Source organism: Mesorhizobium waitakense (assembly GCF_056431085.1).
In genome coordinates this window covers 109,338-127,276 of record NZ_JBWKME010000069.1, presented here as the reverse complement: position 1 = coordinate 127,276, position 17,939 = coordinate 109,338, and the positions used below count along the sequence as shown (strand labels likewise).

At 61.4% G+C, this 17,939-nt stretch carries 23 protein-coding genes; 7 read left to right on the top strand and 16 right to left on the bottom strand.

The window, feature by feature from the left end; genetic code table 11:
* Both AC07FD_RS16615 and AC07FD_RS16610 read right to left on the bottom strand, forming a co-directional pair.
* Window positions 1-800, bottom strand: an 800-nt coding sequence (locus AC07FD_RS16615) for an MBL fold metallo-hydrolase (protein ID WP_478350718.1), incomplete at its 3' end; no start/stop codon positions are given.
* A 52-nt stretch (window positions 801-852) separates the two neighbouring features.
* A complete protein-coding gene (locus AC07FD_RS16610; protein WP_478350717.1) occupies window positions 853-1,221 on the bottom strand; it encodes a nuclear transport factor 2 family protein in 369 nt (122 codons plus the stop codon).
* A 168-nt stretch (window positions 1,222-1,389) separates the two neighbouring features.
* On the opposite strand from AC07FD_RS16610, the gene AC07FD_RS16605 reads away from it, so the two are divergent.
* Both AC07FD_RS16605 and dusA read left to right on the top strand, forming a co-directional pair.
* Window positions 1,390-2,274, top strand: a complete 885-nt coding sequence (locus tag AC07FD_RS16605) for a LysR substrate-binding domain-containing protein (protein WP_478350716.1) — start codon at window positions 1,390-1,392, stop codon at window positions 2,272-2,274.
* 200 nt (window positions 2,275-2,474) lie between these two features.
* A complete protein-coding gene (dusA, locus tag AC07FD_RS16600) occupies window positions 2,475-3,473 on the top strand; it encodes a tRNA dihydrouridine(20/20a) synthase DusA (protein ID WP_478350715.1) in 999 nt (332 codons plus the stop codon).
* A gap of 16 nt (window positions 3,474-3,489) precedes the next feature.
* On the opposite strand, the gene AC07FD_RS16595 is transcribed toward dusA, so the two are convergent.
* Both AC07FD_RS16595 and AC07FD_RS16590 read right to left on the bottom strand, forming a co-directional pair.
* Window positions 3,490-4,194, bottom strand: coding sequence for a TIGR02281 family clan AA aspartic protease (locus AC07FD_RS16595; protein WP_477304100.1), 705 nt, complete (start codon window positions 4,192-4,194; stop codon window positions 3,490-3,492).
* Window positions 4,195-4,207: 13 nt separating this feature from the next.
* Window positions 4,208-4,441, bottom strand: a complete 234-nt coding sequence (locus tag AC07FD_RS16590; protein ID WP_095091520.1) for a DUF1289 domain-containing protein — start codon at window positions 4,439-4,441, stop codon at window positions 4,208-4,210.
* Between the two features lie 198 nt (window positions 4,442-4,639).
* Between AC07FD_RS16590 and AC07FD_RS16585 the strand changes: the two genes are divergently transcribed.
* A complete protein-coding gene (locus tag AC07FD_RS16585; RefSeq protein WP_478350721.1) occupies window positions 4,640-5,638 on the top strand; it encodes a nicotinate-nucleotide--dimethylbenzimidazole phosphoribosyltransferase in 999 nt (332 codons plus the stop codon).
* 25 nt (window positions 5,639-5,663) lie between these two features.
* On the opposite strand, the gene AC07FD_RS16580 is transcribed toward AC07FD_RS16585, so the two are convergent.
* Entirely contained in the window at window positions 5,664-7,184 is a 1,521-nt protein-coding gene (locus AC07FD_RS16580; protein WP_095091521.1) for a sensor histidine kinase, read from the bottom strand.
* 74 nt (window positions 7,185-7,258) lie between these two features.
* Between AC07FD_RS16580 and AC07FD_RS16575 the strand changes: the two genes are divergently transcribed.
* From AC07FD_RS16575 to AC07FD_RS16560, 4 genes are all read left to right on the top strand, one after another.
* Entirely contained in the window at window positions 7,259-7,879 is a 621-nt protein-coding gene (locus AC07FD_RS16575; protein ID WP_478350714.1) for a thermonuclease family protein, read from the top strand.
* A gap of 51 nt (window positions 7,880-7,930) precedes the next feature.
* Entirely contained in the window at window positions 7,931-8,542 is a 612-nt protein-coding gene (locus AC07FD_RS16570) for a glutathione S-transferase (RefSeq protein WP_478350713.1), read from the top strand.
* Entirely contained in the window at window positions 8,482-9,207 is a 726-nt protein-coding gene (locus AC07FD_RS16565; protein WP_478350712.1) for a uracil-DNA glycosylase family protein, read from the top strand. Before AC07FD_RS16570 ends, AC07FD_RS16565 begins: the two co-directional genes overlap by 61 nt.
* 109 nt (window positions 9,208-9,316) lie before the next feature.
* Window positions 9,317-9,808 (top strand): Lrp/AsnC family transcriptional regulator, encoded by a 492-nt coding sequence (locus tag AC07FD_RS16560; protein WP_006205209.1) that lies wholly within the window; start codon window positions 9,317-9,319, stop codon window positions 9,806-9,808.
* A 14-nt stretch (window positions 9,809-9,822) separates the two neighbouring features.
* On the opposite strand, the gene AC07FD_RS16555 is transcribed toward AC07FD_RS16560, so the two are convergent.
* From AC07FD_RS16555 to AC07FD_RS16505, 11 genes are all read right to left on the bottom strand, one after another.
* Window positions 9,823-10,392, bottom strand: a complete 570-nt coding sequence (locus tag AC07FD_RS16555) for a DUF3299 domain-containing protein (protein ID WP_478350711.1) — start codon at window positions 10,390-10,392, stop codon at window positions 9,823-9,825.
* Between the two features lie 46 nt (window positions 10,393-10,438).
* Window positions 10,439-11,020, bottom strand: coding sequence for a GNAT family N-acetyltransferase (locus tag AC07FD_RS16550; protein ID WP_478350710.1), 582 nt, complete (start codon window positions 11,018-11,020; stop codon window positions 10,439-10,441).
* Window positions 10,980-11,684, bottom strand: coding sequence for a DNA alkylation repair protein (locus AC07FD_RS16545; RefSeq protein ID WP_478350720.1), 705 nt, complete (start codon window positions 11,682-11,684; stop codon window positions 10,980-10,982). Before AC07FD_RS16545 ends, AC07FD_RS16550 begins: the two co-directional genes overlap by 41 nt.
* Before the next feature lie 12 nt (window positions 11,685-11,696).
* The gene (locus tag AC07FD_RS16540; RefSeq protein WP_478350709.1) at window positions 11,697-12,566 is read right to left on the bottom strand and encodes an NAD(P)-dependent oxidoreductase; all 870 of its coding nucleotides are present in this window, start codon (window positions 12,564-12,566) and stop codon (window positions 11,697-11,699) included.
* A 113-nt stretch (window positions 12,567-12,679) separates the two neighbouring features.
* Window positions 12,680-13,549, bottom strand: coding sequence for an ABC transporter permease (locus tag AC07FD_RS16535; RefSeq protein ID WP_478350708.1), 870 nt, complete (start codon window positions 13,547-13,549; stop codon window positions 12,680-12,682).
* Window positions 13,546-14,265, bottom strand: coding sequence for an ABC transporter permease (locus tag AC07FD_RS16530; RefSeq protein ID WP_095091530.1), 720 nt, complete (start codon window positions 14,263-14,265; stop codon window positions 13,546-13,548). Before AC07FD_RS16530 ends, AC07FD_RS16535 begins: the two co-directional genes overlap by 4 nt.
* 75 nt (window positions 14,266-14,340) lie before the next feature.
* Entirely contained in the window at window positions 14,341-15,126 is a 786-nt protein-coding gene (locus AC07FD_RS16525; protein WP_095091531.1) for an ABC transporter substrate-binding protein, read from the bottom strand.
* Between the two features lie 157 nt (window positions 15,127-15,283).
* On the bottom strand, window positions 15,284-15,793 hold the full coding sequence (gene mobB / locus AC07FD_RS16520; RefSeq protein ID WP_478350707.1) for a molybdopterin-guanine dinucleotide biosynthesis protein B: 510 nt from the start codon (window positions 15,791-15,793) through the stop codon (window positions 15,284-15,286).
* Entirely contained in the window at window positions 15,790-16,422 is a 633-nt protein-coding gene (mobA, locus tag AC07FD_RS16515; protein WP_478350706.1) for a molybdenum cofactor guanylyltransferase MobA, read from the bottom strand. Before mobA ends, mobB begins: the two co-directional genes overlap by 4 nt.
* 44 nt (window positions 16,423-16,466) lie before the next feature.
* Complete coding sequence (locus tag AC07FD_RS16510; protein ID WP_457152140.1) at window positions 16,467-17,387, bottom strand: DMT family transporter; 921 nt, start codon at window positions 17,385-17,387, stop codon at window positions 16,467-16,469.
* Between the two features lie 135 nt (window positions 17,388-17,522).
* A complete protein-coding gene (locus AC07FD_RS16505) occupies window positions 17,523-17,867 on the bottom strand; it encodes a hypothetical protein (protein WP_478350705.1) in 345 nt (114 codons plus the stop codon).
* Window positions 17,868-17,939 lie beyond the last annotated feature (72 nt).

Below are 17,939 nucleotides of genomic sequence, written 5' to 3'. Positions count from 1 at the left end.
GTAACTCCAGTCTCCCCGGTCCGGTCCGAATGGACAACCTCCTGAAAGCTCACACCTAGGTGAGCGCCAGCCAGCCAAATTTGTGCGCCCGCTGCGTCTTGGAGCAGCTTGATCCGGCTAGCCCTCGCCATGGACTCGTCAGCGTCATAGGCCCAAGTAAGCTCGGGACGGGCAAACTGTGCAGCAGGAACGTGGATCAGGTCGCCGCAGAATAAAATATCGTCCTCGCCAGTGCTGAGGAGATAGCCCATATGGCCCGGAGCATGCCCGGGTATCGCCACCGCCAGCAAATGTTCGTCCAGCCGATCTCCTCCATTGATTGGGGCCAGGAGTGGCCGAAAATCCGCTAGTCCTGGCTCGGCGAGGAAATCCTCAACGGCGTCCTCCCCAATCACGATCTTGCTCAAGTTTCTGAATGCTCGCCGCCCGTCAGGCGCAAGAAGGCCGTTGATGTGGTCGCCATGGGCATGGGTGAGGGCGACCATCGTGATAGATGATGTGTCGATGCCTGCCTCGAACATGGCCTTCTTGAGCTGGCCCATGGACGGCTCCCAACTTCCCCCCGCCCCACAATCTATCAAGATGCGGTCGATGCCGGAGCGATCGAATAGGAAGCAGTTGACCGAAAGTCGAACGAGCGCCTCTTCCCGCTGAGGCGATACTGTTTGCGTATATATTTTGTCGTTCGGTTGTCTGAGCAATTGGGCCGGCAGGTCGACATATCCGTCGGAGAGCGACCAAGCCTTCGATGATCCCGAAGCACAGGCCATGGTGTTGGGGCTTTGAGACAGCAATTTCACGGGTAACCTGCCAAGCGGGGTGATCCAATTTTCTATTGCGGGACTGAAGCCGTTACGTTTTCGAAGTCACCACCTTCTGAACGATCTTCCAGGTTCCGTTGACCTTCAAGCATGACAAGAGGTCCGTGAAGTGGCGTGGCGGTACCCGCAATCTTACCTTCAAAAGCGCGAGGTCTCTTTCGACGTCAATTGATAGGATCTCGTCGTCACGCTTCACGCCCGGTTGTTTTGGAGCTTTCGTGTTGCGGACGACTGCAAGCCACATCGCAACCGGCGTTACGCCCACGTCGCCGTCGTCGGCGACCTTCGTCACGGAACTCGAGGGATGAAATATGGATGCAAATTTCTCAGCATCCATCTCATAGGCGGCGTCAAAATAGGTCTGTGCCAGGGTGCGCAAAGCGCGAACATCGGTATCCATGGGTCACCTCGTTGTTACGTCCAACCATTCCGTACACGTGGCAATCACGCGACGAGCACCAGGCAAGCCGGTGACGAGTCGACTTTCTGTCGGTCAAACCTAGGACAAGGGCACTTATGAGACTAGATATGTTGCACAGGATGGAGTCATGAGTGAGAGTCATAAATCATGGGAAATGAGCTGAATGAACTCGCTGCGTTTGCAGTCGTCGCCAGCGAGCGGAGCTTTACACATGCTGCCGCGAAGCTGGGCGTCTCCCAGTCCGCCCTGAGCCACACGATCCGGCGACTTGAGCAGCGTCTCGAGCTCCAGCTTCTTGCTCGGACGACCAAGAGTGTAGCGCCAACCGCAGCGGGCGCAGCTCTTTTGAAGGAGCTGTCTCCGGCGCTTGAGCAAATTACTCGTGCGCTGCACAAAGCCCAAAGCGTTCGCCACCGACCTGCGGGACGCCTTAGAATTGTAATGTCACGGTCGGCTGCGACGATGGTATTATTGCCGAGGCTCACAGCATTCGCCGAGGCTTACCCTGACGTCGTTCTTGACGTTGTCACTGTCACTGGTCCCGTAGACATCGTCGCGGGCGAGTTCGATGCCGGTATTCAACTCGGCGAGTATATTCAAAAGGACATGATCGCGGTGCGCGTCTCGCAGGAGTTGCGTTTGGCGGTAGTGGGATCGCCCGGCTATTTTGCGTCACGAAGCATTCCTCGGAAGCCCAAGGATCTAAATGATCATCGATGTCTAAACCTGCGTCTTCCGAACGGTCCGTATCGGTGGCAGTTCGAGCAGGGACGCAAGGCGATCACAATCGGTGTGAACGGCCCGCTCGTAATCGACGATACCAACCTGGTGATTCAGGCGGCGCTCACCGGAGCCGGCCTTGGGCTCGCTTATGAAGAGCAGGTTGCGGGGCATGTTGCTGAGCACCGCCTCATTCGAGTGCTTGAGAACTGGACGCCTCCCATTCCCGGCTTCTTCATGTACTACCCCAGTCGCCAGCATCAGCCTGCTGCACTAACTGCGCTGGTAAACACGCTGCGATGCACTAAATAGCTGTCGCGGAGGCATCAAGCAGTCAGGATCCGGCCGGGGAGGTTCTAAATATGGCATCGATGATTACCTGGAGCTGAAATCCTCCTGTATTGGTGGCCCCCCTCGACGGAAGGCGGTGCCGACTGCCTATGATTGAATGGGAAAATTCGATAATTTCGTGTGCACTTGGCAAGGTCTAGCGATTTGATGTTAAAGGAAAAATGCTGAAAAATCAGGAATTTAGAATAGCCATTGCACCTATGATGGATTGGACGGATCGACATTGTCGGTTCTTCCATCGCCAGCTGACCAGCCGTGCGCTGCTTTACACCGAGATGGTGGTGGCCGACGCGGTTATCCATGGCGCGCGCGAGCGGCTGCTTGGCTTCGATGCGGCGGAGCATCCCGTCGCCTTGCAGGTCGGTGGCTCAGATCCCGGAAAACTCGCCGAGGCGGCGCGCATCGGCGAAGGCTTTGGCTATGACGAGATCAACCTCAATGTCGGCTGCCCGTCCGACCGGGTCCAGTCGGGCGCTTTCGGCGCCTGCCTGATGAAAGTGCCTGGCCTCGTCGCCGACTGCGTCGCCGCGATGAAAGCGGCGGTGGCGATTCCCGTCACCGTCAAATGCCGCATCGGCGTCGACGAGCAGGACCCCGAGCCGGCGCTCGATACATTGGCGGACGGTGTTTTCGGAGCCGGCGCCGACGCGCTGTGGGTGCATGCGCGCAAGGCGTGGCTGGAAGGGCTGAGCCCCAAGGAAAACCGCGACATCCCGCCGCTGGACTATGGCCGCGTCTATCTGCTGAAGGCCAGAAAACGAAACGAATTCATTGGCATCAACGGCGGCATTCAGTCGATCGAGGAGGCGCGGGCGCATCTCGACCATGTCGACGGCGCCATGCTTGGCCGCGCCGCCTACCACACGCCTGGCATCCTGGCCGGCGTCGACGCCGCCTTCTACGGCGTCAAGTCCGACGCGTTCGATTTCGCCGCGCTGATCGATGCCATGGCAGAGTACGCGGCCCACCATATCGAACAGGGCGGGCGGCTTGGCCATGTCACCCGCCATATGGTCGGACTGTTCCATGGCTTGCCCGGCGCGCGCCGCTACCGCCAGATCCTGTCCACCGATGCGACCCGGCCCGGTGCCGGACCGGACGTGCTGAAAACGGCCTTCGCAGCCGTCGAGTTCGGTGGAGCGGCGGCCGAAGCGGCCTGACGCGTTCGGGTCGGGGTCAATCCCTGAGGATCATGCGGTCGCCGCGCACATCGAAGCCCGACAGCGAGCCGATGAAGTTCATGCCAAGCAGGCTCTGGCTGAGCATACCGGGTGCCGCGATCATCACCGGCATGTCCTTGCGCACGATGCCGCCGATCGCCAATTGATCGGTCTTGACGGCCGCGGCGCGCGCCATGCCGTTGGCGGTTGAGACCGGTATGGTGTAGTTGAGCGCCGCTGGATTGAATCCGGATGCCTGGGCGTCCTCGGACGTCAACACGGTGCTGGTCGCGCCGGTATCGACCACGGCCCGCACTGGATTGCCGTTGACCAGGATGCGGGCTTCGAAATGGCCGTTGTCCGCCTTGTCGAGTGTCACCGTGGCGTGGCCGTCCTCGACGCCCAGAGCCAGCGGGCTGCCGGGAACAAGGCCTGCGGTGACGCGGCTGGCAACGTCCTGCAGTTCGTATCGATACTGGTAGCCGGCGATCAGCGCGAGCGCGATGGCCGCCCAGGCGCCGAGGTTGCGGGCCATGGCGCCCAGGGGCCTGCCTGAGCGAAGCAGGCCGGCGCCGACCAGCGCGCCAAAGGCGCCAAGCCAGATCAGCCGACCAAAATCGTAATTCTCGACCCCGAGCGTGCTGCCGGCGGAATCGTTGAGCATGAGCAGGACTGCTCCCACCCCGATTGCGGCAATCAGTATCCAGAACAGGCGGTTCATCTGTGTGGTCGCCTCACGAAAGCGCGTCGCGTTCGCGCGTCATGCGAGCGCGGCGCGTTTCCCGTCGCGGCCGACGCTCGACCGTTTCCAGACGGGCAGGCAATTCAGCCATGACGGAGCGACGCGTTTCGGGCGTCATGCCGATCCAGGCGCCGATTTCCTCGCGCGTGCGTCCGCAACCGAAACAGAAGCCGGTTTTCATGTCGATCGAACAGACGAGGATGCACGGGGATTCGATGACCGTCATGTCTTTCTCTTGAGGGTTCCATTAGGAATCCCTTGTTGCACCTCCACATGGTGCAACCGCAAAGCCAATGCAAGCCCTCGCAATTACGCCTTTCGCGGCGACCTTTGCGGCAAATGCGTGAGCATGATCCAGGAGGTTGTGCCAACCGCGCAAGGCGGCTATGCCGCTCACCAACTCCAGGGAATGAATGCCGACGACATGACCAGCGCGCTGCCTTTCGATGATTTTCGCAACCTGCTGGCCAATTTGCCGGCGGCCGACACGACAGCCGAGGTCCGTGTTCGAACGCTGTTTGCCAAGGCCGACAAGCCCGTCAATTCGCTTGGTCGCATCGAGGACATTGCCGCCTGGCTCGCGGCCTGGAGCGGGCGGGCTCCGCCCGCCGTGACAAGGCCGTTGATGGCGGTCTTTGCCGGCAACCATGGCGCCACCCGGCATGGCATTTCGCCACGGCCGGTGGCGGCGACGGCCAACGCGGTCGAGCTTTGTGCCGCCGGAGGTGCTGCCATCAACCAGATCTGCATTGCCAATGATCTCGGGCTGAAGGTTTTCGATCTCGCCCTGCACATCCCGACCGCCGACTTCACCGAGGATGCAGCATTGGACGAGCGCGGTTGCGCCGCCACCATGGCCTTTGGCATGGAAGCGATCGCGGGAGGCACCGACCTGCTTTGCCTCGGCGATCTCGGCGTCGGCAACTCCACTGTTGCTGCAGCCCTGTTTGCGGCGCTGTTCGGAGGCAAGGGCGCCGACTGGGTCGGCCCGGGATCCGGCGCCGGTGCGGCGATGCAGGTACGCAAGGCTGAAGTGGTCGATGCGGCACTTGCCTTTCACGGCGGCCATCTCGGTGACCCGTTGGAGGCGCTGCGCCGGGTCGGTGGCCGGGAGTTCGCGGCGATCGCCGGCGCCATCCTCGCCGCGCGGATGCAGAAGATACCGGTTCTGCTCGACGGATTTGCGGCAACGGCGGCTGCAGCAGTGCTGCATGCCGCCAACCCCACGGCACTCGACCACTGCCTTCTTGCCAGCGTGTCGCCGGAGCCCGCGCATGCTCGGGCCGCCGAACGCCTCGGTCTTCGCCCGTTGCTCGACCTGGGCATCGGCCATGGTAAGGGAGCAGGGGCCGCTCTTGCCGCAGGCCTGGTCAAGGCAGCGGCGCTGACCAGTTCAGGCATGGCGGCGGCCGTTCGGGGTTAGACGCCAGACACACGAGCGAAGTCTGCTATCGCCGCCGCGCCGCCACCGCCGCGGTCGGCAGCGCCGGCAGTTCTTCCATCACCCGGCTCAGCGGGAAGATGGCGATCGCTTCGGTGCCTTCGCGCAGCTTGGAATGAAGTTCGAACTCGCCGCCATGCATGGCGAGCAGGCCTTGCACGATCGGCAGGCCGAGCCCGGTGCCTTGCTCGGCGCTCTTGATGGCAATCGAGCCCTGACCGAAGGCCGAGAGCACCACCGGGATTTCGTCCTCGGGGATGCCGGGACCATTGTCCTTGACTGAAATGTACTGTCCGCCACCCGCTGTCCAGCCGACGCGAACGCGGATTTCGCCGCCGCTGGCGGTGAACTTGATGGCATTCGAGAGTAGGTTGAGCGTGATCTGGCGCACCGCCCGTTCGTCGGCGAACAGGCGCAGCAACTCATGCTCGAAATCCTGGATGACGCGGATATCCTTGTTGCGCGCCCTCAATTCCATCATGTGACAGCAATCCTCGACGATGTTGAGCAGCATCACCGGCTCCTCGTTGAGCTGGTAGCGGCCGGCCTCGATGCGCGACAGGTCGAGGATTTCGTTGATCAGGTCGAGCAGGTGCTGGCCGGACTCGTGCACGTCATGGGCGTAGTCGCGATAGGTCGGGTTGCTCATCGGTCCGAGCACCTCGTTCGACATCACCTCGGAAAAGCCAAGAATGGCATTGAGCGGCGTGCGCAGTTCGTGGCTCATCGAAGCGAGAAACCGCGACTTCGCCAGATTGGCGTCTTCCGCCCGCCGCCGCGCCTCGTCGGACATCGATTTCGCCGTCTCCAGTTCGGCGACCAGCGCATCCTTTTCGGAGCGGAACGACAACAGCATCAGGGACGCGCGGTTGAGGTGACGGGCGACATAGGCGAAGAAGGGCAACGACACGACCAGCAGCCCCGCCATGATCGCCCCGACCGGCATCCACAGCTTGACGCCGGCATAGGCGTAGAGCGCCACCGGAACGGCAAAGGTCGCCAGCAAGGCGCCGCCCAGGGAGGAGGTCATGACAGCGGTGGCCGCCATGGCGACCAGCAGCACCACCGCTTTGACAACCTGGAACTGGTCGGGCAGGCAGGTGCTGCAGCCAAGCCAGACGAACCACCCCCAGCCGAGCCCGCAAAGGAAGTGGCCGATCAGTAATTCTCTTTGTGTTTGCAATGGGTTGAGCTCGGAAGCTTCAGTACGCTCAATGCGCCGCGCCAGGAAGGTGACGATGATGTAGCAGGCGAGCGTGAACAGGGCCCAAAGGCCGATCTCATTGCCGACGCCGGTAAACCGGCCGGCTGCCGCGATCGCCAGAACGAGCAGCGGGATGGCGATGGCGCCGCTTGTCATCGCGCGGGCGTGGAGCTTCAGGAGTTCGCGATCAAAGTCGGGATTGCCGGCCTGCTGCGAAAGACGGTCGCGCGTCTTGCGCACCGCGCGCGCGACATCGCTGTTGCGATGAGGTTTCCTGCGGTCCACAATGAACTTGTCCGCTGTGTTCGAGCGTTGCAAGGGCATGAAACTTCAATTTATGCGAGCAGCGGTTTCCAAGTGTTAAGCTACGTTCGAATGATTAACCAACCGTTTGCCATATGAGCCGTTCGTGGGGCACGAGGCCGCGCCGCAGATACGCTGCGCCACCCCGAAGCCTGTGGTGCCGGCTGATGGATTACGGGCTTACCGTCATCATTCTCGGGTTGCTGATCCTGCTGGCGGCTCGTCTCGACCGGGTGGAAACACGCAAGACGGGGGGTGTGGCAATCATCAACGATGGCGATTCCATCACGCTTGGCGCCGAGCGTGTCCGTATGCGCGGTATAGACGCTCCGGAATATACGCAGACCTGCCGCAGGAATGGCGCCGACTATCCCTGCGGCACGCTTGCGCGCCAGGCGCTGGTGCGACTGATCGCCGGCCAACCCGTTTCCTGTAGCGGCTGGCAGCGGGACCGCTACGGCCGGTTGCTTGGCGACTGCACCGCCGGCGGCAAGGATCTCAACCGCGCGCAGGTGGAGGCGGGCTGGGCGGTTGCGTTTGGCGGCTTCGAGCGCGAGGAGGCCACGGCCCGTGCGGCAAGGGTCGGCATGTGGGCGGGTACATTCGACCGGCCGCAGGACTGGCGCGACAGCCATCACGGCGAAGTCGTCGAGAGAAAGCACGGCACGCTGTCGTCGATCGGCGATGCCGTGCGTGAGATTTTTCGGTTCTGGTAAACCCCGTAAGGGGTTGAACTCTATGGTTGTTGGGAAACCGGGAGGATGGGAATGAAGTTGTTCGACGGTGGCCGCGCACCCAATCCGAGGCGGGTCCGCGTTTTCCTGGCCGAGAAGGGCATTACTGTTCCGCTGGTGCCCATCGACATGGGCGCGCTGGAGCACAGGAAGCCGTCGGTCAGTTCGCGTAACCCTTTGCAGCGTCTGCCGGTGCTTGAACTCGACGACGGCACCATCCTCACCGAATCCGTCGCCATCTGCCGTTATTTCGAGGAGTTGCAGCCCGAGCCGGCCCTGTTCGGGTGTGGCGCGCTCGGCAAGGCGCAAGTCGAGATGTGGCAGAGACGGATGGAATTCAACCTGCTCAGTTGCGTCGCACAGGCCTTCCGTCACATCCACCCGGCGATGAAGGAATGGGAAATTCCGCAGATTGCCGAATGGGGCGAGGCCAACAAGCCCAAGGCCGTGGAATTCCTCAGGCTGCTCGACGGTGAACTGGGCAACCGGGAGTTCATCGCCGGTGACAGCTATTCGATTGCCGACATCACCGGCCTGATCGCCGTCGACTTCATGAAACCGGCACGCATCAAGGTGCCGCACGAATGCGCCAATGTGTTGCGCTGGCACCAAGCCGTTTCCAGCCGGCCGAGCGCCGCCGCCTGACCATGATCTTGAAAAGTGGAAGCCAGTTTTCGGACGAGATCATGATCGACAAGGATGCGCTCGAAAGCTTCGCCGAGACGGTTCGCGCTTGCCGCATCTGCGTCGAAAATCCGATCGGCAAGCCACTGCCGCACGAACCGCGACCGGTGTTGCGACCATCGTCCAGCGCCCGCATCCTGATCGCCAGCCAGGCGCCGGGAACCAAGGTGCATATCACAGGCATGCCGTTCACCGACGCCTCCGGCGACCGCCTGCGCGGCTGGCTCGGGGTAACGAGCGAGGAATTCTACGACATCGATAAGTTCGCCATCGTGCCGATGGGCTTTTGCTTTCCCGGCCAGGATGCCAAGGGTGGCGACTTGCCGCCGAGACGCGAATGCGCGCCTGCATGGCGCGCGCCGTTGATGGCGTTGATGCCGCGGATCGATCTGGTGCTTACGATCGGCATCTATGCGCAGGCCTGGCACATGGGTGCCGTGCGCCGACCTTCGCTGACCGAAACGGTGATGGACTGGCGTGCCATCTGGGATCAGCCCGACAGCCGGAAAGTGCTGCCGCTGCCGCATCCGTCGTGGCGCAACACCGGCTGGCTGAAGAAGAATCCATGGTTTGAAATGGATTTGCTGCCATTCCTGAGATCGGAAATCCGCTATCGTCTCGATTGAACTTTCAGCAATAAATCACTCGCTTTTTGGCCGATCGGCAGAATTTCTTTCTTGTGAAAGGCTCCAATAAGGCGGAATATAGCCAATCTATTCCCCCGGAGAGAAAAAGATGGACCGCCTCGATAGAAAAATTCTCCGCCTCTTGCAGGAGGACGCGACACTCGCGGTCGCCGACGTTGCCAAGAAAGTCGGGCTGTCGACGACACCTTGCTGGCGGCGCATCCAGAAGCTCGAGGAAGAGGGCGTCATCAAGCGGCGCGTCGCCATCCTCGACCATGAAAAGGTCAATGTGCGGGTCACCGTCTTCGTGTCGATCCGCACCAATTCGCACAGCCATGAATGGCTGCGGCGGTTTTCCGAGGTCATCCAGGAATTTCCCGAAGTGGTCGAGTTCTACCGCATGAGCGGCGATGTCGACTATCTCCTGCGCGTCGTGGTGCCCGACATCGCCGCCTACGACGCCTTCTACAAGCGACTGATCGCCAAGATCGAGATCCGCGACGTGTCGTCGTCCTTCGCCATGGAGCAGATCAAATATACGACCGAGATCCCACTGGATTACATGGTGCTGGACAAGGAATCTGGCGCCAACGCCGCTTGAGCTGACCGGGCTTCTCAGTTCTTTTTCTTGTTGAGGAAGCTCCAGGGTGAGTTCACCGGCAGCGTGATCGTGTCCGGCACGCTGTCGACGCTCACCACATCGGCCTTGCGCACGGTGTAACCGGACTGGATGACGCTGACGCCATCGAGAATGAACAGTTGGCTTTTCTCCATAGCCGGCTTTAGCGCGCCGGTGACGGCAACCGGCTGATAGGCCTCCGACATCTTGTAGGGATGGGATGGGGTGACCAGCACGATCTGGTTGGGCGGCGGCGTCGGCATGTGGCTGCAGGCGCCCGTCCACGGCACCAGCAGGAACTGATAGACAAGGTCGCCGTCGCGATCGACGGGCAATGCATAGCCTGCCAACTGGATAGTCTTGTCCTGCAGATTAAGCGACAGCGTCTCGCCATGGTCGGGCAATTTCGCCGCGATCATCGGCAGCCCGACGTTTTCGGCTGCGGTCTGCGTCGCCGGGCGCAGATCCTTCCAGAATATGTGTGCGGTCTCGGCCGAAGCGCTGGCGGCGGCCACGCACACAAACAACGCTGCGAGCGCTATGGATGATCTGATATCGTTGCTCATTGGCCGCTTCCTTTGGACCCGAGTAGAGACACCGCTGCCAACGACGTCAACGCTCGAGCCGCATCACATGTCTGCGAGAACCGGCCATGCCGATCTCGTGGAACCCGCGCGCCGCAAACATGTCGCGAAAGCCCATGAAGCTGTAACTCGGCGATGCCTGATCGACCGGATAGGCCTCGATCGTTTCGGCCCCCTTGGCGAAGGCGTGATCGATGGCCGCGTCGAGCAGCGCAGCTGCCAACCCGCCGCCTCGCAAGGCCCTTGACACATAAAAACAAACGATCGACCAGATCTCGGTCTCGCTGTCGTCCTGTTGGCGTGACAACCTGCGATAGGTCTGGCGTGGCGCGACCGAGCACCAACCGACGGTCTTGCCGTCAATATGGGCGAGGATGCCGACCGGCGTGCCGGCATCGACAAGCGCCATCATGGCCCGCTTTTTCTCGTCGTTCCGGACATGCTCGCGGCTGGGCAGATGGCGCCAGGCCATGCACCAGCAATATTTCGGTGCGCCCGGCTGTTCGAACAGGTTTTCGAAATCGGCGCGGGTCGAGCGCGTCACTTCCGTGAAGCGGATTTTACGTCCGTCAGCCTTTGCTGGCGGCGAGGCGCTGGAGCGTCCTGGCATCCGATAGTTCCTTCACGGCATCCTTGCCAATCCAGCACGCGGTCTTGTCCGCGGACCTGGTGAGCTTTTGCGCCAGGGCAAGGGCAGGGGCGTGCAAGCCCGTCGATCGCTTGCCGATCTGCCGCAGCGCCCAGTTGACCGCCTTCCTGACGAAGTTGCGCGGATCGCCTGCATGGGCCTCGATCAGCGGCAGATAGGACAGGAACGTTGCGTCCGGTTCCTTTTTCAAATGCACGGCCCCCCATGCCAACATGGCAAAAGCGGTGCGACGAACGAACTCACGCTCGTCCGAGGCGAACTCCTCGATCAGCTCGCGCCAGAACGGCGTATCAACGAACAGGTCCGAGACGGTGTCGACGACCTCCCAGGAATCGAAATCGCCAGCCCAGCGGCGGCACTGCTCGACGGTGATCTTTTTCGGCTCGTCGGTGAACGCCGCCATGAGCCGCGCCTCGCGAATGCCGCTGTCCCATAGCGCCAGACCCCGTTCGTGGTTGCGCTTCACCCTGCGCGCCAGTGGCCGCAAATCCGAATTGCCGACGCCGACAGCGGTCACGGTATTGATGCCGAACCGCGCCATCCCGGCACGAGTCTCCGTGGTGCCGATTGCCTTGAGATAGACGATGATCTCGTCCGCGGTCCAGTCTGGATCGGGCAGGGGCATCGCCACAAAAGCCTATTTTTCCAGACGCGCCAACAGCGAGGATGTGTCCCAGCGTTTGCCACCCATCGCCTGCACATCCTTGTAGAACTGATCGACAAGTGCGGTCACCGGCAGTTTGGCGCCGTTGCGGTCGGCCTCGGTCAGGCAGATGCCAAGATCCTTGCGCATCCAGTCGACGGCGAAGCCGAAATCATATTTGCCGGCATTCATCGTCTTGTGCCGGTTCTCCATCTGCCAAGAACCGGCCGCACCCTTGGAAATCACCTCGATCACCTTCTCGATGTCGAGCCCAGCCTTCTTGCCGAAATGGATGCCTTCGGCCAGACCCTGCACGAGGCCGGCGATGGTGATCTGGTTGATCATCTTGGTGAGCTGGCCAGCACCAGCCGATCCCATCAAGCCGACCATGCGGGCATAGGCATCGATGACGGGCCTGGCCCTGTCGAAAGTGTCCTGCTCGCCGCCGACCATGACCGTCAGTACGCCATTCTCGGCGCCTGCCTGGCCGCCGGAGACCGGCGCATCAAGAAACGAAAAGCCACCGGCCTGCGCGGCCGCCGCCAGTTCGCGCGCGACCTCGGCCGAGGCCGTTGTGTTGTCGATGAAGACCGAGCCTTTCTTCATCGATTTGAAGGCACCTTCGGGACCTGTCGTCACCGAACGCAGGTCGTCATCATTGCCGACGCAGGAGAAGACGAAATCCTTGCCCTCGGCCGCCTCCGCCGGCGTTAGCGCGAGGCTGCCGCCATGCTGGCCAACCCATTGCTCGGCCTTGGCCTTGGTGCGGTTGTAGACGGTGACGTCATGGCCACCCTTGTTCCTGAGGTGCCCGGCCATCGGATAACCCATCACGCCAAGACCGAGAAATGCCACAGATGCCATGATCTTATCCTTCAGACGGAAACGAAATTTGCTGCGAAAGCTCTAGGCTCTGCGCTCATTTCGTCAAGACGCCTGTGGGCTCATCGACTGGTGCAGGCAGTATATGGAACCAGTCAGCGTTTCAGGTGAATTGTGATCCGGCGTTCGATCCATTCAATGCCATGACGCAATATCTCGACCATGACGAGGTAGACGACGGCGACCCAGATATAGGCCTGAATGTCGAAGGAGTTGGCGAAGGCGAGCTTTGCGTTGCCCATCAGGTCGTAGACGGTGATGATGGCAACGATGGCCGAAGCCTTGATCATCAGGATGAGCTCATTGCCGTAAGGCCGCAAGGCAACGATCAACGCCTGCGGCAGGATGATCTTGCGCAAGGTCTGCAGTTTGTGCAGGCCTAGGGAAGCAGCGCCTTCCCACTGGCCCCTGGGCACGCTCTCGATGGCGCCACGCAGGATTTCGGCCTGGTACGCGGCTGTGTTGAGCGCAAAGGCAAAGACGCCGCAATTGAATGCATCCTTGAAAAAATCCCAAAGCGTGAATCGGGCGACGGTCAGCCCATCGCTAAACACAGGAAGGTAGATACCGAATTCGCTGAGTTGCGGCCGGAAAGAGCCGACGCCGTAATAGACGAGAAAAGTCTGGACCAGCAGCGGCGTGCCACGGAAAAAGTAGACATAGCAATAGGCGAGGCCGGACAAGATCCGGTTCCTGGACATACGGCCGTAGGCGACAGGGAGCGACAGTATCGCACCAAGCACCATCGCTATGGCGACCAGCGACAGGGTGACCCCAAGCCCGCTCAGATAGGCCGGCGCATACTTGGCAAAGAAGGCCGGATTCCAGGTAAGGACGAGATAGGCAACAATGCCCAGGCCGAATGCTATCCACAGGCCGACGAGCGCATAGCCGGCGATGCGGGGACGCGGCCAGCCCCGCGCCCGTGGCGGTGGCCGTTCGACCATGGTGGCTGTAGCGCTCATCGTTGTGCCTCCCGCCGGCCGAGCGAGCGCAGGATGGCGCTGGTGGCGAAGGACGACACGATGGCCAGACCGAGAAAGACCAGGGCCGCCACGCTGTAAAACAGGAACGAGTGCTTGGTGACGCGAGCTGCCACACCGGCGTTGCGCAGCGTCTCGGCGAGACCGACGACCGACACCAGCGATGTATCCTTGAGCAGACTAAGCCAGCAGTTTTCGAGACCGGGAAAAGCGATACGAAGCAGCTGCGGCAAGATCACCTTGCGCATGGTAAGCCAGTTGGAAAGGCCGATGGCATAGCCGCCCTCATACTGGCCCTTCGGTATGGCGCGGAATGCCGACAGGAAAACTTCGCTGGCATAGGACGAGAAGATCAGGGAAAGCACGATCATGCCGGCGACGAAGCCGTTGACGTCGATGGTCGCGTCGGGCCGGAAATATCGGATGAGATGCTGCAGCAGAATTGGCACGCCGAAGAAAAACAGGAAAAGCGTCACCAGTTCCGGCAGGCCGCGGAAGACCGTGGTGTAGATGTTGGCGGCGAGGCGCAGCGAGGGTTCTTCGGACTGTTTGGCGTATGCAATGAAAAAGCCGATTGTCAGCCCGATCGGCAGCGTGGCGAGTGCGAGCGCGACGGTAACCAGGGCGCCATAAGCGATATCATCAAGCCAGCCATCGGGTCCCCAACTGAGAAGTGTCCATAAGCTCTGGGCTGGCATTGACTGGTCTTGTCTCCACGGCGATCACAGAAGACCTAAAGGCGGCGGGAGACCCCCGCCGCCTTTGTCATATTATCAGGATTCGGCGCCGAAGACGTCGAACTTGAAGTACTTGTCGTTGATTTCCTTGTACTTTCCGTTGGCGCGAATAGCTTCGATGGCCGCATTGAACTTGTTGACGAGATCGGTCTCGCCCTTGCGTACGGCAATGCCGGCGCCCGGTCCGAAGATGTCGACCGGTTGCGGCGACGGTTGGCCGAGAATCTTGCAGCATGCGCCATCAGGCGAATCCAGCCACTGCTGAAGCACAACAATATCGTCCTCGATGGCGTCGAGACGACCATTGGCAAGATCGGCCTGCTCCTCGGGGCTGCTCGGATAGCCCTTGACGGTGCTGTCAGTGTAAGTCTTCGAGGCATAGTTGAAATGCGTGGTCGTGGTGGCGACACCAATGGTCTTGCCAGCGAGATCTGCCTTGGTCACGCCTTTCAGCGTGCTGTCTTTAGGCACGGCCAGGGCCGACGGCGTGTTGTAATATTTGTTGGTGAAGTCGACCTTCTCCTTGCGCTCCGGCGTGATCGACATCGAGGCGACGATGGCGTCGAACTTGCCGGCCTGGAGAGCGGGGATGATGCCGTCCCAATCCTGGGCGACGAAGGTGCACTTGACCTTCATCTGGTCACAAAGCGCCTTGGCGATGTCGATATCGAAACCGACGAGCTGGCCATCGGCGGTGAGGTTGTTGAAGGGTGGGTAGGCGCCTTCGGTGCCGATCCTCAGGGTCTTTTCCTGGGCCTGGGCTACGCCGAGCGTCAGCAGCGCAGCCGATGCGGCAAGCGCGATACGCAGTGCAATACGCATGATAGTCCTCTCTTTATGGTCCCGGCCGTCGTTCCAAACGGCTCTGTGGGGCGGTGCTTTTGACCGCCCGCTGGCGCGATACTCCCACTCTTTCCAAGAAAAAAGCAACTGCAAAACCACAAAAATGGGCAAGGCTATTCTGCCGCTGCGTTAGCTCTCAAGCAACGAGCCCAGTGTCCCGCTCGATGAAGTCGGCTATTGATTTCACATCGTCGAGATCGAACACCGGCAAGAGCTCGCCTTCGGCCGCAAAATCGGCGGCGACAGCGACGATGTTGGGATCCGTTGCCGATAGCGGCGTGCGGTCCTTCGCTTCCAGCCGGCGGGTTTCGATCTTGCGGTGGGCTTCGCGCTTGTAGCCTTCGACCAGCACCAGATCGCACGGTGCGAGCCGTGACAGGATCGCCTCCAGCGTCGGCTCATTCTCACCGCGCAGTTCGTGCATCAGCGCCCAGCGGTTTCCTGACACGATCGCGACTTCGATGGCGCCGGCCTGCCGGTGGCGAAAGCTGTCGGCGCCCGGCTTGTCGATGTCGAAGTCATGATGGGCGTGTTTTACCGTCGACACCTTCCAGCCGCGCCGGACAAGTTCGGTGACCAGCCTTTCGGTCAATGTCGTCTTACCGGAATTCTTCCAGCCGGTGATGCCGAAGACGCGTCTGTTCATGATTTCATGCTCCGCAACAAACGTTCGGCCTGAACAAGATCACCGGGCACATTGATGTTGAAGAAAGGGTCGACCGGTTGTCCTGCGGATTGCGGAACCGGGAATTCCACCTCGACAACTCCATGCCGGTCGATGAAGGCCGAAACCCGCCTGATATCCTCATCGACCAGAAAGTGCCGCAAGGCGTCGCGACAGTCCGTCGGCCACAGCGCGAAGGTCGGATGCCGCTTGCCGGCGGAGCATGCAACGGCAATCGAACCGGGACGCTGATCGGTGGCTGTCGCCAGTCGTTCGACAAGATCCAGCGGCAGGAAGGGCGTGTCGCCGGCAGCGGTGACGACAGTCTTGCAAGCCGTGTTGGCCGCGGCCCATTCGAGGCCGGTCAGGATTCCGGCAAGCGGTCCGGCAAAACCGGTCACAATGTCGGCAAGCACTGGCAGCTCGTAGCGTGAGAAGCGTGTGGCGTCGCCGTTGGCGCTGAGCGCCAGGGGGGCGACCTGCGGGCCAAGGCGCGACACGACCTGGTCAAGCACGCGACCGCTGCCAAGCGGCAACAGGCTCTTGTCGCCACCGCCCATTCGTCTTGATTGGCCGCCGGCCAGAATGACCCCTGCAACATCTCGCTTCATGCCACCGAGCCTGTACGCCAGCCGTCGGAAATCACAAGGGCCGACTAGATTCCATCCGGGACCATGCTTGGCCCGGTGCTCTCGGCAACGATCTTACGCCGGCCGACCACTCGCTCGCGGTAAAGCGCATAGAGGCCGGAGCCGATGATGATCGTGGCGCCGACGATCATCGGCAGATCGGGAATATCGGCGAAGACGAACAGGCCAAGCAGGATCGACCAGATCAGGGCCGTGTAGCGGAACGGCGCGATGAAGGAGATGTCGCCCGCCCGCATCGCCATGATGATGAACTGGTAGCCGATGAGCACCAGCACCGCGGCGAGCGCCAACAAGGCTGTGCTGTTTCCCGTCATCGGCGTCCAGCCCCCCATCGGCGAAAGCAACGCGGCTCCCAGGATCGTCATGGCAAACGCGGTGGCGGTCGACACCAGCAGCGTCGGAATGGCCTTGGGAATCCGCTTGGTGGCAAGATCGCGTACCGCACAACAGGCAACGCAGGCCAGCGCCACCAGCGAGTAGACGCTGAACCCCTCGAAACCTGGCCGCACGATGACCAGCACACCGGCAAATCCGATGGCGATGGCCAGCCAGCGCCGCCAACCGACGCCCTCGTTGAAGACCAGTGCCGCGCCCATCGTCACCGCCAGCGGTAGCGCCTGGAGGACAGCCGAGACACTGGCGATAGGCAAATGGGCGAGCGCGATCAGGAACGTCACCGTGCCGCCGGCTTCGCCGAGGACGCGCAGCGCCACCATTGGCTCGAGCATCGAGCGTAGTCGAACGAGGGCACCGCGCTGCCAGGCAAGCGAGCCGACGAACAGGGTGGCAAACGCTCCCCTGATCAGCATGACTTGCGCCATGTTCATCGATTGCGACGAGTATTTGGTGATGGCGTCGTTGAGGGTGAAGCCGGCCATCGCCACCACCATGAACAACGCGCCGCGAAGGTTTGGAGAAAGGGGCAAGATGACCACCGGCTCTGCTTTGCTTAAAGCCTGTAGCAGTCGGGCATGAAACAGCAACAGCAAAGGGCTGGGCCACAGGATTGTCCGGTGCCCAGAATATCGCCTGCCATGGCGGCGGACCTTATTTCTTCGGCGTCAGAATTTCGGTGCCGTTGCCTTCCTTGCCGGCGATCGTCCACAGGCCGTGCAGCGACCCGTCATCCTCGACCTTGAGACGACAAGGCCGATGTCCTTACCCATCACATAGCCGGCCGAGAAGGCGTCGTCGTTGCGCATGCAGATACCGTCCGAGGACGAGCCGCCCGTCTCCCAATGGATCGCGCAGGTTGTCCCGCTGGTCAGCGTGATGGTGGCTTCGCCACCATAGGCAGAGCCGTCGAAATTGGTGCCGGCGACCGTATACGTGCCGCCGATCGACTGGGCCGCAGCGGGCAAGGTGGCGAGGCCAAGCAATGCGAACGAAAGAAGAAGTTTGCGCATGGTGTATTCCCCCGGAGCGAAAGACCGCTACGAGACGGAGGCTAAGCGGGAAAACGCCACCGGTAAATCAGG